The sequence below is a fragment of the Micromonospora sp. NBC_00421 genome, assembly GCF_036017915.1.
Classification (GTDB): domain Bacteria; phylum Actinomycetota; class Actinomycetes; order Mycobacteriales; family Micromonosporaceae; genus Micromonospora.
Window position 1 is genome coordinate 1 of the sequence record NZ_CP107929.1, and the last position, 15,939, is coordinate 15,939.

Annotated in this window: 8 protein-coding genes and 3 rRNA genes; 8 read left to right on the top strand and 3 right to left on the bottom strand. The window is 67.4% G+C overall.

The genetic code is table 11. The annotated features are described in order from the left end of the window. Positions 1-152: 152 nt before the first annotated feature. The 3 genes from OHQ87_RS00005 to rrf all read left to right on the top strand — a co-directional run bounded on the left by OHQ87_RS00005 (position 153) and on the right by rrf (position 5,370). Positions 153-1,667, top strand: a 16S ribosomal RNA gene (locus OHQ87_RS00005). A 383-nt stretch (positions 1,668-2,050) separates the two neighbouring features. Further along, positions 2,051-5,158 (top strand): 23S ribosomal RNA (locus tag OHQ87_RS00010). 95 nt (positions 5,159-5,253) lie between these two features. Next, a 5S ribosomal RNA gene (gene rrf, locus OHQ87_RS00015) occupies positions 5,254-5,370 on the top strand. Together the 16S, 23S and 5S rRNA genes form the textbook arrangement of a ribosomal RNA operon. A 95-nt stretch (positions 5,371-5,465) precedes the next feature. Here rrf and OHQ87_RS00020 read toward each other — a convergent pair. Then, on the bottom strand, positions 5,466-6,149 hold the full coding sequence (locus tag OHQ87_RS00020) for a hypothetical protein (protein ID WP_328343748.1): 684 nt from the start codon (positions 6,147-6,149) through the stop codon (positions 5,466-5,468). Between the two features lie 70 nt (positions 6,150-6,219). On the opposite strand from OHQ87_RS00020, the gene OHQ87_RS00025 reads away from it, so the two are divergent. The 3 genes from OHQ87_RS00025 to OHQ87_RS00035 all read left to right on the top strand — a co-directional run bounded on the left by OHQ87_RS00025 (position 6,220) and on the right by OHQ87_RS00035 (position 10,576). After that, positions 6,220-8,838: a valine--tRNA ligase gene (locus tag OHQ87_RS00025; RefSeq protein WP_328343749.1), complete on the top strand. Its 2,619-nt coding sequence runs from the start codon at positions 6,220-6,222 to the stop codon at positions 8,836-8,838. 92 nt (positions 8,839-8,930) lie between these two features. Next, positions 8,931-10,202, top strand: coding sequence for a bifunctional folylpolyglutamate synthase/dihydrofolate synthase (locus OHQ87_RS00030; RefSeq protein WP_328348687.1), 1,272 nt, complete (start codon positions 8,931-8,933; stop codon positions 10,200-10,202). Next, positions 10,199-10,576 carry a DUF4233 domain-containing protein gene (locus tag OHQ87_RS00035; RefSeq protein WP_328343750.1) on the top strand — a complete coding sequence of 126 codons (378 nt, stop codon included), beginning with the start codon at positions 10,199-10,201 and terminating at the stop codon, positions 10,574-10,576. Before OHQ87_RS00030 ends, OHQ87_RS00035 begins: the two co-directional genes overlap by 4 nt. A gap of 6 nt (positions 10,577-10,582) precedes the next feature. Here OHQ87_RS00035 and OHQ87_RS00040 read toward each other — a convergent pair whose 3' ends face one another. Further along, on the bottom strand, positions 10,583-11,923 hold the full coding sequence (locus tag OHQ87_RS00040) for a VOC family protein (RefSeq protein WP_328343752.1): 1,341 nt from the start codon (positions 11,921-11,923) through the stop codon (positions 10,583-10,585). A gap of 141 nt (positions 11,924-12,064) precedes the next feature. Here OHQ87_RS00040 and ndk point away from each other — a divergent pair, with 141 nt between their 5' ends. After that, positions 12,065-12,490, top strand: a complete 426-nt coding sequence (gene ndk / locus OHQ87_RS00045) for a nucleoside-diphosphate kinase (protein ID WP_328343754.1) — start codon at positions 12,065-12,067, stop codon at positions 12,488-12,490. A gap of 14 nt (positions 12,491-12,504) precedes the next feature. On the opposite strand, the gene OHQ87_RS00050 is transcribed toward ndk, so the two are convergent. Further along, positions 12,505-14,949, bottom strand: a complete 2,445-nt coding sequence (locus OHQ87_RS00050; protein ID WP_442930631.1) for a glycogen debranching N-terminal domain-containing protein — start codon at positions 14,947-14,949, stop codon at positions 12,505-12,507. A gap of 143 nt (positions 14,950-15,092) precedes the next feature. On the opposite strand from OHQ87_RS00050, the gene OHQ87_RS00055 reads away from it, so the two are divergent. Continuing rightward, entirely contained in the window at positions 15,093-15,875 is a 783-nt protein-coding gene (locus tag OHQ87_RS00055; protein WP_328343756.1) for an alpha/beta fold hydrolase, read from the top strand. The last annotated feature ends 64 nt before the right edge of the window (positions 15,876-15,939 follow it).

The following is a 15,939-nucleotide window of genomic DNA, read 5'->3' on the forward strand; positions in this document are numbered from 1 at the left end:
GTGTGGTTGTTCTTTGAGAACTCAACAGGGTGCTTGATAAGCCAGTGCCAATGATGATTTATACCCCGCGCTGGGCAGACTTTCGGGTTTGTTCGGTGGGGATTCCTTTGGCAACATTTGTTTGTTGTCGGGATGGATTGTTCAACAAGTTTTTGTTGGAGAGTTTGATCCTGGCTCAGGACGAACGCTGGCGGCGTGCTTAACACATGCAAGTCGAGCGGAAAGGCCCTTCGGGGTACTCGAGCGGCGAACGGGTGAGTAACACGTGAGTAACCTGCCCTAGGCTTTGGGATAACCCTCGGAAACGGGGGCTAATACCGAATATGACCTCCTTCCGCATGGTGGGTGGTGGAAAGTTTTTCGGCCTGGGATGGGCTCGCGGCCTATCAGCTTGTTGGTGGGGTGATGGCCTACCAAGGCGACGACGGGTAGCCGGCCTGAGAGGGCGACCGGCCACACTGGGACTGAGACACGGCCCAGACTCCTACGGGAGGCAGCAGTGGGGAATATTGCACAATGGGCGGAAGCCTGATGCAGCGACGCCGCGTGAGGGATGACGGCCTTCGGGTTGTAAACCTCTTTCAGCAGGGACGAAGCGTAAGTGACGGTACCTGCAGAAGAAGCACCGGCCAACTACGTGCCAGCAGCCGCGGTAAGACGTAGGGTGCGAGCGTTGTCCGGATTTATTGGGCGTAAAGAGCTCGTAGGCGGCTTGTCGCGTCGACCGTGAAAACTTGGGGCTCAACCCCAAGCCTGCGGTCGATACGGGCAGGCTAGAGTTCGGTAGGGGAGACTGGAATTCCTGGTGTAGCGGTGAAATGCGCAGATATCAGGAGGAACACCGGTGGCGAAGGCGGGTCTCTGGGCCGATACTGACGCTGAGGAGCGAAAGCGTGGGGAGCGAACAGGATTAGATACCCTGGTAGTCCACGCTGTAAACGTTGGGCGCTAGGTGTGGGGGGCCTCTCCGGTTTCCTGTGCCGCAGCTAACGCATTAAGCGCCCCGCCTGGGGAGTACGGCCGCAAGGCTAAAACTCAAAGGAATTGACGGGGGCCCGCACAAGCGGCGGAGCATGCGGATTAATTCGATGCAACGCGAAGAACCTTACCTGGGTTTGACATGGCCGCAAAACTGTCAGAGATGGCAGGTCCTTCGGGGGCGGTCACAGGTGGTGCATGGCTGTCGTCAGCTCGTGTCGTGAGATGTTGGGTTAAGTCCCGCAACGAGCGCAACCCTCGTTCGATGTTGCCAGCGCGTTATGGCGGGGACTCATCGAAGACTGCCGGGGTCAACTCGGAGGAAGGTGGGGATGACGTCAAGTCATCATGCCCCTTATGTCCAGGGCTTCACGCATGCTACAATGGCCGGTACAATGGGTTGCGATACCGTGAGGTGGAGCGAATCCCAAAAAGCCGGTCTCAGTTCGGATCGGGGTCTGCAACTCGACCCCGTGAAGTCGGAGTCGCTAGTAATCGCAGATCAGCAACGCTGCGGTGAATACGTTCCCGGGCCTTGTACACACCGCCCGTCACGTCACGAAAGTCGGCAACACCCGAAGCCGGTGGCCCAACCCTTGTGGAGGGAGCCGTCGAAGGTGGGGCTGGCGATTGGGACGAAGTCGTAACAAGGTAGCCGTACCGGAAGGTGCGGCTGGATCACCTCCTTTCTAAGGAGCACCATCCAGTGAAAGCTGGTATGGAGCCCGCGACCTGCACATGTTGGGTTGGGGTGCTCGAATGGCGGAGACACTGGTGAGTTCGTTCCTGGCAACGGCCGTGATGATCTAGTACAGCTGCTCTTCGGGGTGGTGGGAACGGTCGGGTTGGTGCGGCTGGGGAGGGATGTAGAGCACCCTGTTGGGTCCTGAAGGAACAACTCTCGGGTTGTTGTTTCGGAGCCTCGTTGACGGGCGTGATGCTTGTCGGGGGGGTGCCAGGCATGGCCTGGTCTCGCATACCGGGTTCCCTGTGGGGGGCTGTTTGGTGTGGGGCTGTGGGTTGTGGGTTGGTTGTTTGTTGAGAATTGCACAGTGGACGCGAGCATCTTTGTGGTCAAGTTGTCAAGGGCGAACGGTGGATGCCTTGGCACCAGGAGCCGATGAAGGACGTGGGAGGCCGCGATAGGCCTGGGGGAGCTGTCAACCAAGCTGTGATCCCAGGGTGTCCGAATGGGGAAACCTGGCACCAGTCATGTGGTGTCACCTGCACCTGAACACATAGGGTGTATGGGGGGAACGCGGGGAAGTGAAACATCTCAGTACCCGTAGGAAGAGAAAACAAATAGTGATTCCGTGAGTAGTGGCGAGCGAAAGCGGATTGAGGCTAAACCGGTTGCGTGTGATACCTGTCAGGGGTTGCGTAGTCGGGGTTGTGGGACCCTGCTGAACAGGCTGACACTTGTTCGAGGAGTTATCAAGTCAGTGGCTAGCCGAACAGTCTGGAATGGCTGACCGTAGTCGGTGAGAGTCCGGTAGGTGAAAGTTGCTGACCTTCTGTGGGTGTTCCCGAGTAGCGGCGGACCCCTGAAATCTGCCGTGAATCTGCCAGGACCACCTGGTAAGCCTAAATACTTCCTGGTGACCGATAGCGGACGAGTACCGTGAGGGAATGGTGAAAAGTACCCCGGGAGGGGAGTGAAATAGTACCTGAAACCGTTCGCCTACAATCCGTCGGAGCCTTGCGGGGTGACGGCGTGCCTTTTGAAGAATGAGCCTGCGAGTTAGTGGCATGTGGCGAGGTTAACCCGTGTGGGGGAGCCGTAGCGAAAGCGAGTCTGAATAGGGCGTCGTAGTCGCATGTTCTAGACCCGAAGCGGAGTGATCTAGCCATGGGCAGGCTGAAGCGCGGGTAAGACCGCGTGGAGGGCCGAACCCACCAACGTTGAAAAGTTGGGGGATGACCTGTGGTTAGGGGTGAAAGGCCAATCAAACTCCGTGATAGCTGGTTCTCCCCGAAATGCATTTAGGTGCAGCGTCGCGTGTTTCTTGCCGGAGGTAGAGCACTGGATGGTCTAGGGGGCCCACAAGCTTACCGAAATCAGCCAAACTCCGAATGCCGGTAAGTGAGAGCGCGGCAGTGAGACTGCGGGGGATAAGCTTCGTAGTCGAGAGGGAAACAGCCCAGATCACCAGCTAAGGCCCCTAAGCGTGTGCTAAGTGGAAAAGGATGTGGGGTCGCATAGACAACCAGGAGGTTGGCTTAGAAGCAGCCATCCTTTAAAGAGTGCGTAATAGCTCACTGGTCAAGTGGTTCCGCGCCGACAATGTAGCGGGGCTCAAGCACACCGCCGAAGCTGTGGCATTCACATGATACTTCGCCAGGTCTTGATATCTGGTGCAGGTGTGTGGATGGGTAGGGGAGCGTCGTGCCGGGGGTGAAGCAGCGGGGTGACCCAGTTGTGGACGCGGCACGAGTGAGAATGCAGGCATGAGTAGCGAAAGAAGGGTGAGAAACCCTTCCGCCGGATGACCAAGGGTTCCAGGGCCAGGCTAATCCGCCCTGGGTGAGTCGGGACCTAAGGCGAGGCCGAGAGGCGTAGTCGATGGACAACGGGTTGATATTCCCGTACCCGCGAAAGAGCGCCCGTGATGAACCTTATTGTGCTAACTGCCCGAACTGTTGGCGGTCTTCGGACCAAGAACGGGGAGCGTGGGAACCTGGTAGGTAGTAGTCAAGCGATGGGGTGACGCAGGAAGGTAGCTGAGCCCGGCCGGTGGTTGTGCCGGGGTAAGCGTGTAGGCCGTGCCGTAGGCAAATCCGCGGTGCACAGGGCTGAGACGTGATGCCGAGCCGATTCAGGTGAAGTCAGTGATCCTATGCTGCCGAGAAAAGCCTCTAGCGAGTTCTTAGCGGCCCGTACCCCAAACCGACACAGGTGGTCAGGTAGAGAATACCGAGGCGATCGGGCGAACTGTGGTTAAGGAACTCGGCAAATTGCCCCCGTAACTTAGGGAGAAGGGGGGCCGGAGACGTGAAGCCCCATGCGGGTGGAGCGTTGTATGGCCGCAGAGAGCAGGGGGAAGCGACTGTTTACTAAAAACACAGGTCCATGCGAAGAAGTAATTCGATGTATATGGACTGACGCCTGCCCGGTGCTGGAACGTTAAGGGGACCTGTTAGCCTTTCGGGGCGAGGCGGAGAACTTAAGCGCCAGTAAACGGCGGTGGTAACTATAACCATCCTAAGGTAGCGAAATTCCTTGTCGGGTAAGTTCCGACCTGCACGAATGGCGTAACGACTTCCCCACTGTCTCAACCACAGGCCCGGCGAAATTGCAGTACGAGTAAAGATGCTCGTTACGCGCGGCAGGACGGAAAGACCCCGGGACCTTTACTATAGCTTGACATTGGTATCTGAATGGGCTTGTGTAGGATAGGTGGGAGCCAGTGAAACCTGTACGCCAGTATGGGTGGAGGCAATCTTGAAATACCACTCTGGTTGATTTGGGTATCTAACTTCGGACCGTTATCCGGTTCAGGGACAGTGTCTGGTGGGTAGTTTAACTGGGGCGGTTGCCTCCTAAAGGGTAACGGAGGCGCCCAAAGGTTCCCTCAGCCTGGTTGGCAATCAGGTGTTGAGTGCAAGTACACAAGGGAGCTTGACTGTGAGACTGACAGGTCGAGCAGGGACGAAAGTCGGGACTAGTGATCCGGCACTTGCGAGTGGAAGCGGTGTCGCTCAACGGATAAAAGGTACCCCGGGGATAACAGGCTGATCTTCCCCAAGAGTCCATATCGACGGGATGGTTTGGCACCTCGATGTCGGCTCGTCGCATCCTGGGGCTGTAGCAGGTCCCAAGGGTTGGGCTGTTCGCCCATTAAAGCGGTACGCGAGCTGGGTTTAGAACGTCGTGAGACAGTTCGGTCCCTATCCGCCGTGCGCGTAGGATACTTGAGAAGGGCTGTCCCTAGTACGAGAGGACCGGGACGGACGAACCTCTGGTGTGCCAGTTGTCCCGCCAGGGGCACGGCTGGTTAGCTACGTTCGGAAGGGATAACCGCTGAAAGCATCTAAGCGGGAAGCCTGCTTCAAGATGAGGTATCCCACCCACCTATGGTGGGGTAAGGCCCCCAGCTAGACGACTGGGTTGATAGGCCGGAAATGTAAGCCCGGTAACGGGTTCAGTTGACCGGTACTAATAGGCCGAGGACTTGACTACGAAGCTGCTACGCGTCCACTGTGCAACTCTGAACAAGCAAACACCCCGACTGGTCACACGACCAGCCCGCGCGTGTGTTGATATGTTCATAGAGTTACGGCGGTCATGGCGGAGGGGAAACGCCCGGTCACATTCCGAACCCGGAAGCTAAGCCCTCCAGCGCCGATGGTACTGCACTCGGGAGGGTGTGGGAGAGTAGGACACCGCCGGACAACCATTACGAGTAGGCCCACCCCGTACGGGGTGGGCCTACTCGCATATTACCCGTGCCGTTGCCACCCCCGGTGGGTGAGCGGGAAGAAGGGTCTCAGTTCCGGGTCTGGACGCCGTCGCGGAGTTGACGGAAGAGGCCAGCCGACTCGTCGACGGAACGGTTGGCGAACATACCCATCGCCACACTGCCGTGATCGGCCCACCCGCAGACCGCGAAGTCGCCACCGTCGCCACTGGTCCGGCCGCACTTCATCACGCCGCCGTACCTTCCGGCGGGCACCTCACGCAGGTCGGTCACCCGACCGGTCTCGTCGGCCATCAGACCGAAGAGGCTGTCCAGGTCACGTTCCGGCTGCCAGAGCAGGGTGGTGCCGCCGAAGAACAGCACCGCCCGCTTCTCGTCGGCCGGGTCGCGGTAGACCGTACCGATGCTGCGGTCCAGCTCGATGTCGGCGGCGAAGCCGCTGCGCAGGTAGTCGGCGGTGCTGCGGGCCCGGTCCGAGTCGTCACGGGTGAGACCGGCCACCTGCTCCGGTGTGCCGAGCCGGACGTCCTTCTCCTGGGCGATACGCCAGCCGGCGGTGCCGAGTGCCCCGGCGCCGGCCAGGCCGACGACGAGGGCGACCGTCAGCACGATCCGGCGGCGTCGGGACACCGGGGCCCCGGTCTGCGGACCGTGCTGCGGGTCGTGGTTGCTCAACCGGATGGGTTCGTCGGTCAGTTCGACCGGCTCCGGCCCCTCGATGAGCTGACGCTCGGTGAGATGTGCGTCGGACATGTTCGCCACCGTACGCGAATGACAGGTGGCGCACGTCAGGTCCGCGGAAGCGCTCCGTAGACTTTCGCAGGTGACCGAGAGACTCGATGCCCGACGCCCCGACGCCCCGACCCTAGCCGGCCAGTACCAGCCCGGCGAGGTAGAGCAGCGACGGTACGAGCAGTGGGTAGCCGCCGGCCACTTCCGGGCGTCGGCACAGAGCGACAAGCCGCCCTTCACCATCGTCATCCCCCCGCCGAACGTCACAGGCGTGCTGCACATGGGCCATGCCCTGGACCACACCGTCCAGGACGCCCTGGTGCGCCGCAAGCGGATGCAGGGGTACGAGGCTCTCTGGCTGCCCGGGATGGACCACGCCGGCATCGCCACCCAGAACGTGGTGGAGCGGCAACTCGCCGGTCAGGGGCTGTCCCGGCACGATCTCGGCCGGGAGAAGTTCGTCGAGCGGGTCTGGCAGTGGAAGGCCGAGTCCGGTGGCGCGATCCTCGGCCAGATGCGCCGGCTCGGCGACTCGGTCGACTGGGACCGCGAGCGCTTCACCATGGACGAGGGCCTGTCCCGGGCCGTGCAGACCATGTTCAAGAAGCTCTACGACGACGGGTTGATCTACCGGGCCAACCGGATCATCAACTGGTGTCCGCGCTGCCTGACCGCGCTGTCCGACATCGAGGTGGAGCACACCGACGACGAGGGCGAGCTGGTCTCGATCCGGTACAGCGACGACGTGGTGGTCGCCACCACCCGGGCCGAGACGATGCTGGGCGACACCGCCGTGGCCGTGCACCCCGACGACGAGCGGTACCGGCACCTGATCGGCACCGAGGTCGAGGTGCCGCTGACCGGCCGGCGCATCCCGATCGTCGCCGACGAGCACGTCGACCCGACGTTCGGCACCGGCATGGTCAAGGTGACCCCGGCGCACGACCCGAACGACTTCGAGATCGGCCAGCGGCACGACCTGCCCGCCCTGACGATCATGGACGAGCGGGGCGTCGTCACCGCGCCCGGCCCGTTCCAGGGCCTGGACCGGTACGAGGCCCGCCCGGCGATCGTCGCCGCGCTGCGCGAGCAGGGCCGGATCGTGGCCGAGAAGCGGCCGTACCTGCACGCGGTGGGGCACTGCTCGCGGTGCGGCACCACTGTCGAGCCCCGGCTGTCGTTGCAGTGGTTCGTCGACACCACCCCGCTGGCCAAGGCGGCCGGCGACGCGGTGCGTGACGGCCGGGTGAAGATCGAGCCGGCCGAGCTGGCCAAGCGCTACTTCGCCTGGGTCGACAACATGCACGACTGGTGCATCTCCCGGCAGCTCTGGTGGGGCCACCGGATCCCGGTCTGGTACGGCCCGGCGGGCGAGATCGTCTGCGTCGGCCCGGACGAGACGCCGCCCACCGGCGAGGGCTGGCGGCAGGACGAGGACGTCCTGGACACCTGGTTCTCCAGCGGCCTGTGGCCGTTCTCCACCCTCGGCTGGCCGGAGCAGACCCCGGACCTGGCGAAGTTCTACCCGACCAGCGTGCTGGTCACCGGCTACGACATCCTCTTCTTCTGGGTCGCCCGGATGATGATGTTCGGCCTGTACGCGATGGACGGCCGGCAGCCGTTCGACACGGTCGCCCTGCACGGCATGGTCCGCGACCAGCACGGCAAGAAGATGTCGAAATCGTTCGGCAACGTGGTCGACCCGCTGGACTGGGTCGACAGGTACGGCGCCGACGCCACCCGGTTCACCCTGGCCCGGGGCGCGAACCCGGGCGGGGACGTCCCGGTCAGCGAGGACTGGTGCCAGGGCTCCCGCAACTTCTGCAACAAGCTCTGGAACGCCACCCGGTTCGCCCTGCTCAACGGCGCGCACACCACCGGCCCGCTGCCGGCCGCCGACCAGCTCTCCACCGTCGACCGGTGGATCCTGTCCCGGCTCGCGCACGTCACCGCCGAGGTCGACGAGCAGTTCGAGGCGTACGAGTTCGCGAAGGTGTGTGATCTGCTCTACCACTTCGCCTGGGACGACGTCTGCGACTGGTACGTGGAGCTGGCCAAGCCGGTGCTCGCCGAGGGTGGGCCGGCCGCCGACGCCACCCGCCGGGTCCTCGGGTACGTGCTGGACCAGTTGCTGCGGCTGCTGCACCCGGTGATCCCGTTCGTCACCGAGGAGCTGTGGACCGCGCTCACCGGCGGCGGGACGGTCGTGACGGCGGCCTGGCCGGTCGCCGACCGTACGCTTGTGGACGACGCCGCGGAGCGTGAGGTCGGCACCGTCCAGGGGGTGGTGACCGAGATCCGGCGGTTCCGCTCCGACCAGGGGCTGCGGCCGACCCAGCGGGTGGCCGCCCGGCTGGACGGGCTCGCCGGGGCGGGGATCTCGGCGCACGAGCCGCTTGTCCGATCCCTGGTCCGACTGGACGCCCCGGCCGACGACTTCCAGGCCAGCGCCACCCTCGCCATGCCCGGTGAGGTAAGCGTGGCGCTCGACACCCGGGGGTCGATCGACGTGGCCGCCGAGCGGGCCCGGCTCACCAAGGACCGGGCGACCGCCGAGAAGGAGGTCGCGCAGGCCCGCGCGAAGCTCGACAACCCGGCGTTCGTCGGGAAGGCGCCCGAGCCGGTGGTCGCCAAGATCCGTGACCGGCTGGCGGTGGCCGAGGCCGACCTGATCCGCATCGACGCCGCTCTGGAGGCGCTTCCCTCGTGACCGACCGTACCGACCAGACCAGCCGGCCCGGGGCCGGGCGGGGCGAGTTCGCCGCCGTCGACGCCGAGCTGGCCGCACGCGGGTTCACCCGGATGCACTTCGAGCTGGACCGCATCGAGATGCTGCTCGACCTGCTGGGCAGCCCGCAGCGGGCGTACCCGTCGATCCATCTCACCGGGACCAACGGCAAGACGTCCACGGCCCGAATGATCGACTCGCTGCTGCGGGCCTTCGGCCTGCACACCGGCCGCTACACCAGCCCGCACCTGGAGACCGTCCGGGAGCGGATCAGCCTGGACGGGGAACCGGTCGGCGAGGAACGCTTCGTCGCCACGTACCGCGAGGTGAAGCCGCTGGCCGACCTGGTCGACCAGCGGTCCGCCGAGCCGCTCACCTACTTCGACCTGACCACGGCGCTGGCCTTCGCCACGTTCGCCGACGCGCCTGTCGACGTGGCCGTGGTGGAGGTGGGGCTGGGCGGTGCCGAGGACGCCACCAACGTGCTCCAGGCCGGGGTGGCGGTGCTCACCCCGATCGGGTTGGACCACACCGAGTGGCTCGGCGACACCCTGGAGGACATCGCCCTGCACAAGGCCGGCATCATCCACCCCGGCGCGACGGTGATCGCCGCCGCGCAGGAGGAGGAGGCGGCCCGGCCGATCCTGGAGCGGTGCGCCGAGGTCGGCGCCACCGTCGCCCGGGAGGGCGCGGAGTTCGGGGTGCTGCGCCGGGCGGTCGCCGTCGGCGGCCAGGTGCTGACCATCCAGGGCCTCGGCGGCGTGTACGAGGAGGTGTTCGTGCCGCTGCACGGCGCGCACCAGGCGCAGAACGCGGCGGTGGCGCTGGCCGCCGTCGAGGCGTTCCTCGGGGCCGGGGCGAAGCGGCAGCTCGACATCGACGCCGTGCGGGAGGGCTTCGCCTCGACCAGTTCCCCGGGGCGGCTGGAGAAGGTCCGCAACGCCCCGACGGTGCTGCTGGACGGGGCGCACAACCCGCACGGGATGGCCGCCACGGTCACCGCGCTCCAGGAGGAGTTCGCGTTCAGCAAGCTGGTCGGGGTGCTCGCCGTGCTCGGCGACAAGGACGCCGCCGGTCTGCTGGAGCTGCTGGAGCCGGTGCTCGACTCGCTGGTCGTCACCCGCGCCAGCTCGCCCCGGGCGATGCCCGTCGACGAGCTGGCCGAGCTGGCCCGGGAGGTCTTCGGACCGGACCGGGTCCAGGTCGCCGCCGACATGCCGGACGCCATCGAGGCGGCCGTCGCCGAGGCCGAGTACGACGTCCCGGGGGAGTTGTCCGGGGTGGGGGTGCTGGTCACCGGGTCGGTGGTGACGGTGGCCGACGCCCGACGGCTGCTGAAGCGATGACCGGGCCGGTCCCGGACCGCCCGGACCCGGCCACCCGGGGTTCCGGGCTGCGCAACCCCGAGGCGGCCGTCCGGGGCCTCGGTGCCGGGACGCTCGGGTTGGAGGCGCTGGTCCTGCTGCTCGCCATCCAGCCGATCCGGGTGGTCGGTGGGCACTTCGGCGGAGCGGCGATCGCGGCCACCGTGACGCTGGCCGTGGCGGCGGTGGTGCTGGCCGGCCTGATGCGCCGCCGGTGGGCCTGGTCGGCGGGCACCGTGCTCCAGGGGCTGCTGCTGCTCGCCGGCCTGCTGCACTGGTCGCTGTTCGGGCTCGGGGTCATCTTCGCCCTGGTGTGGGCGTACGCGCTGCACGTGCGGCGGGTCATCCTCGGCTGAGCGGGGTCAGGCGTCGGCGCGTTCCCGCCACTGGGTAAGTGCGATGCCGTGCCCGTCCGGGTCACGGAAGGCGGCGGCCCACACCTCCACCCTGGTGCCCCGGTTGACCACCCGGGGCGCGTAGGTGAACCGAAGGCCGGTGTCCTTGAGCCGCCGGTAGGCCGCCTCGATGTCGTCCACCTCCAGGTTGACGTGGACCAGCCGGCGGCTCATCGGGGCCGCCCCGGTCACCTCGCGCAGCACCAGCCGGGTCGCCCCGGAGGCGAGCACCGCGTTGCCGGTGCCCCTGTCGAACTCCTCGAAGCCGAGCTTGTCACGGTAGAACTCCAGGGACCGGGACAGGTCGGTGACCAGCAGGGTCAGCCCGACGCCGCTGATCGGGGCGGCCAGGTCGTCCTGGTCCTCCGGCGCGGTGGTCGGGTCGTACCCGAAGATCGCCTCGTCCAGCTCCGGGTCGAGCCGGTCCTCGGTGGTGGGGGGAGCGTCCAGCGGGACGTCGACCGGGTCGAGGATCGGCTCGTCGAACCGTTCCTCGGCGGGTGGGCGGGGGGTGGGCGCGGCGGTGACCGTGGCCCGACGGGGCAGTCCACCGGCGGTCGGCTGCTCGACCACGGTGCCCTCCAGCACCACCGGGCGGCCGGGCCGCTGGTGTACCACAAGCGGCTTCCGCTCGTCGGTCAGCACCTCGACGTCGTCGCGCAGTGGCTCGGCCCGTGCCGGCTCGGGATGGGGCGACTCCGGCCGCCGGGGGTCGTCGGGCAGCGGGTCGGTGGGCGGCGGATCGCGCAGGTCGTCCCGGAACTCGTCGTCGGCCGTCCGGCCCGCCCACGGCGGGGCCTCCTGCTGGATCAGCAGGTCGTCGAGGGGCTCGGCCCCACCGTACTCGGGTGGCAGGTCGGCCATGCTCGTGGCGGACTCGGTGTGGGTCGGCACCTCGTCCCAGAGGACCCGGACGTGCCGCTGGTCGTCCAGGGCCACCCGGATCGGCAGGGTCTGCCCCAGCGACGGCCACTTCGCCACCGGCACCCGGGGCTCGATGATCTTCTTGGACCGGGGCGGCAGACCCGGCGCGTCGATCACCAGTTGCAGCTCGCAGCGGCCGAAGGCGTACTGGGTGGGTGGCTCGGAGGCGCTGTGCACGTGGCCGACGCCGACCACCCAGGTGCGCCCGCCGCCGCGCACGGTGGCCAGGGCGATGGCGAGCACCACCAGGGCCACGCCCAGCGCGACGATGGCCCAGCTGGTCATGCCCAGCCCGAACAGGACGACGAAGGTGGCCACGGTGCCGAGCACCGCGGCGATCAGCTTGCGTACCGGCGCGATGGTGCGGTTCCCGCCATTCGCCACAGTGGACCTCCCAGGGGTCAGAGCCAGGCTAGGCCGGACGGCGACCGAGGGAAAGAGCAGCCGCCGCGCCGGTGCCGGTACCGGGTCGCTAGGCTGACCGTACCCAGCCGAACCGCCTTGTGCGCACAGGAGGAACCCAGCGTGTCCAGCAGCAGCCCGGATGAGCGCACTCTCGTACTGATCAAGCCGGACGCGGTGCGCCGTGGCCTGGTCGGCGAGATCATCTCCCGCTTCGAGCGCAAGGGCCTGCGGATCGACGCGCTGGAGACCCGGACGCTGGACGGCGGGTTCGCCGACCAGCACTACGCCGAGCACGTGGACAAGCCGTTCTACCCGCCGCTGAAGACGTTCATGACGAGCGGGCCGCTGGTGTCGCTGGTGCTCTCCGGCGACCAGGTGATCGAGGTGGTCCGCGCGATGATCGGTAGCACCGACGGCCGTAAGGCCGCCGCCGGCACGATCCGGGGCGACCTGTCGCTGTCCAACCGGGAGAACCTGGTGCACGCCTCGGACTCCACCGACAGCGCCAAGCGCGAGATCGCCCTCTGGTTCCCCACCCTGGACTGACTCCGCCGGAGGCGCTACCGGGTGGGGCGGTCGCGGAAGGGGCGGCCCCGGCCGAGGGCGTCGGCGTACCCCCAGCGGCCCCTGATGTCGAGCAGTTCGATCTGCCCCAGCTCCTCCGGCACGGCGGCGTCGACGGCGAGATGGTCCTCGTACGGTTCGAGGCCGAGCAGCGTACGGAGCAGCATCAGGGGCGCTCCGGCCGACGGCGCGTACGGGCTGTCGGTGAAGCCGTGCGGGACGGGGACGTGGGTGATGGCCCGGTCGTAGCCGGTGAGGTACGCCGGCAGCCGGCCCTGGAAGTGCCGGGCGGCGTCGAGCAGCCCGGTGGCGACCCGGGCGGCATGGGTCCGGAAACCGGCCCGGCGCAGCCCCCAGGCGATAAGCGAGTTCTCCCAGGGCCAGATCGCGCCGGTGTGGTGGCCGAGCGGGTTGTACTCGGCCGCCGTGCTGGCCAGGGTGCGGATGCCCCAGCCGGAGTACAGCGCCGGTGAGAACAGGTGCGCCACCATCTGTTCGGCGCGGTGGGGGGCGACTATGCCGGTGCAGAACAACTGTCCGATGTTGGACGTCAGCGAGTCCAGTGGGGTGCCGTCGAGCTGCACCGCCACCGCGTAGTGGCCGCGTTCGGGCAGCCAGAAATCCCTGTCGAACCGCTCCCGCAGCCCGGCGGCGTCGCGTTCCAGCCGGTCGGCCCAGGCCGGATCGGCCCAGAAGCGGCGGGCCATCCGGGCGGCCCGTCGGCGGGCTTCGTAGGCGTATCCCTGGATCTCGCAGATCGCCAGCGGGAAGGTGGGCGAACGGCCGTCGTGGAAGCAGACCGCGTCGGCGGAGTTGCGCCAGCTCTCGTTCTGCAGCCCGGTCCGGGTCGGGTGGCGGGTGGACCAGACGTAGCCGGTGCCGGTCGGGTCGGCGTCGGAGCCGAGCCAGCCGATGGCGGCCCGGACCTCGAACTCGAACCGGCGTACCAGTTCCTCGTCGCCGGTCCAGCGTTCGTACTCGTCGAGCAGGATGACGAAGAGGGCGGTGGTGTCGGCCGCGGTGAAGCTGGCGGCCTCCGGGGTGTCGTTGAACGCGCCGGAGTCGCCGTACCGGCTCTCCTGGACGATCTTGCCGGGTTGTTCGCCCCGGAACGGGTCCTGCCGGACGCCCTGGCTCAGCGCCAGGATGCGCAGCGTGTTGACCGCCCGGTCGGGCATGAAGGGCAGCGCCTGGAAGCTGCTGACCAGGCTCTCCCGGCCGAGTAGGGCCATCGACCAGGGCAGCCCGGTGGCGGGCAGGGCGGCCTGGAAGTTCAGCCCGGGGTAGTGCAACGCGGCCAGGTCCCGGATGCCGTACTCGTACGCCTGCTGTAACGGTTTGTGGTCGGCGCGCAGCCGGGGCACCCCGGCGGTCCGGGCGGCGATGTCCCGGCCCCGCCGGTGGTGGCTGCGGCCGGCCGAGCTGGTCAGCCGTTCCCGCAGGTCGCGGCGGTGCAGGTCGCGCAGGAGGGCGAGCACCCGCAGCCGGGTGGACCAGGTGCCGTGCGACGCCACGGTGAACGTCCAGGTCAGCCCGTGCTCGTCGAACTCGGCAGGTGTGCTGGAGGTGATCACCGTCTCGCGGTGCAGGCTGCTCCGCTTGTAGTGCAGCCGGAGCGCGTTCTCGGCGATGGTGGCCGTCACCGGCCGGGCCCGGCGGAAGCCGTCGCGGACCTCCAGTACCTCGGCGAAGTCCGCTCCCGCGTCGAGCCGGACGACGTACCGCACCGGCTCCGGCGCGTAGTTGAACAGGGTGATCTCCTCTTCGAACTCCGGCCCCACCCAGCGGTGGCGCAGCACGGAGGTGGTGGCGTTGACGTAGTGGGTGGGTTCCCCGGGGACCAGCCCGAACTTGGCCTCGTAGGTGGCGACGTCGTCGACGGAGAGCACCGAGAGGGATTCGGAGTTGACGGTCAGCCGCCAGGTCGACAGGAACCGGGTGTCGAAGGAGAAGAGCCCGAGCGGGGTGGTCGGCGCCGCCGACACGTCCCCGTTCTGGGCGCTGATCATGAATATGTTGCCGGCGAATACGCTTGTGACCTCGTCCAGTCCGATGAAGCTGGGGGTGGTGTCCCGGACCAGTTCGGGGGCCGGTTCGGTGCCGGCGCTGTCGGCGGGCACCGGCAGCAGCCGCCGGAAGGTGAACAGCAGGGCCAGGTCGCCGGCGACCGAGACGTCGCCGCGTAGCAGCATCGCCACCGTGTTGTCCCGGCCGGCCAGCAGCCGGACGAACGCCTCCGGCCGGATCTCCACCGTGCAGTCGGGGTGGTCCCCGGTCCGGGTGACCCGGGCCCGCCCGTCGGCGAACCGGACGAACCAGGTGGCGGTCTCCCCGTCGTCGGCGACGACGTCGAAGCGGAGCAGTCCGGTGGGTGCGGTGGGCAACCGCCCCGGACGGTCCGCAGTGAGGCCGACGAAGAACTCCTCGATCCGCCCGTCCACCGTCGGCTCCCGTCCCCCTGCTGGCCGTACCCACGAAAAGGTCCAGGCGTGCCAAAAGGAACAATACGCCGCGTCGAAACCGGGTGGGCGCGCTTAAGTGGAAGAACGCCATTACGCTGCGCACACGCCGGGGAGGTTCGACGATGGACGGGCAGACGGCCGCCGGGATGCGGTACCGGACGTACGGGCAGGGTCGGTGCGGCACCTTCCTGCTGGTGCACGGCTGGTGCTGCGACCACGAGTTCATGGCGCCGCCGGCCCGGCACCTGGCCGCCCGGCAGGCCCGGGTGATCGCCGTGGACATGCCCGGTCACGGGGCCAGTCCACCCCCGGCCGACGGCTACGGGGTCGCCGAGATGGCGGGTCACCTGCGGTCCTTCGCCGCCGCCCTCGACCTGCGTCGGGTCTTCGTGCTCGGGCACAGCCTGGGCGGGGTGTGGTCGCTGGTGGCCGCCGCCGGTGACCGGGACCGGTTCACCGGGCTGGGGCTGCTCGACTCCGCGGTGGCCGGGCCGCCCGGTGCCGCCGCCGCGATCGCCCAGGTCGCCGCCTCGCTGCGGGACGACACCTCGGGTGCGGTCCGGGAGTCGATCGTCAGGTCGTACTTCCCGCCGTACTCCGACCCGCGGCTGGTGGAGCGGGTGGTGGCGGCGACGGCCCGACCGTCCACCGAGGTGGCGTACGCGCCGATCGCCGGGCTGGCCGAGTGGACCGCCGCCGAGGGGGACGTGGCCGCCCTGCGTCGCTGGGACCGCCGGCTGCTCTTCGTGGGCAGCAACGCCCCGTTCGCCGACTACGCCCGGCTGGCCCAGCTCGCGCCGCAGGCGGTCATCGGGCAGACCGTCGGCTCCGGGCACTTCGTCCAGCTCCAGGTGCCGACCCAGGTCGACGCGATGCTCGACCGCTACCTGGAGATCACCGACTGACCCGGGTGGTGGGCCGGCGGACGCGACGACCGCGCGGTCCCCGACAGCCGCGGGGGAGGGGACG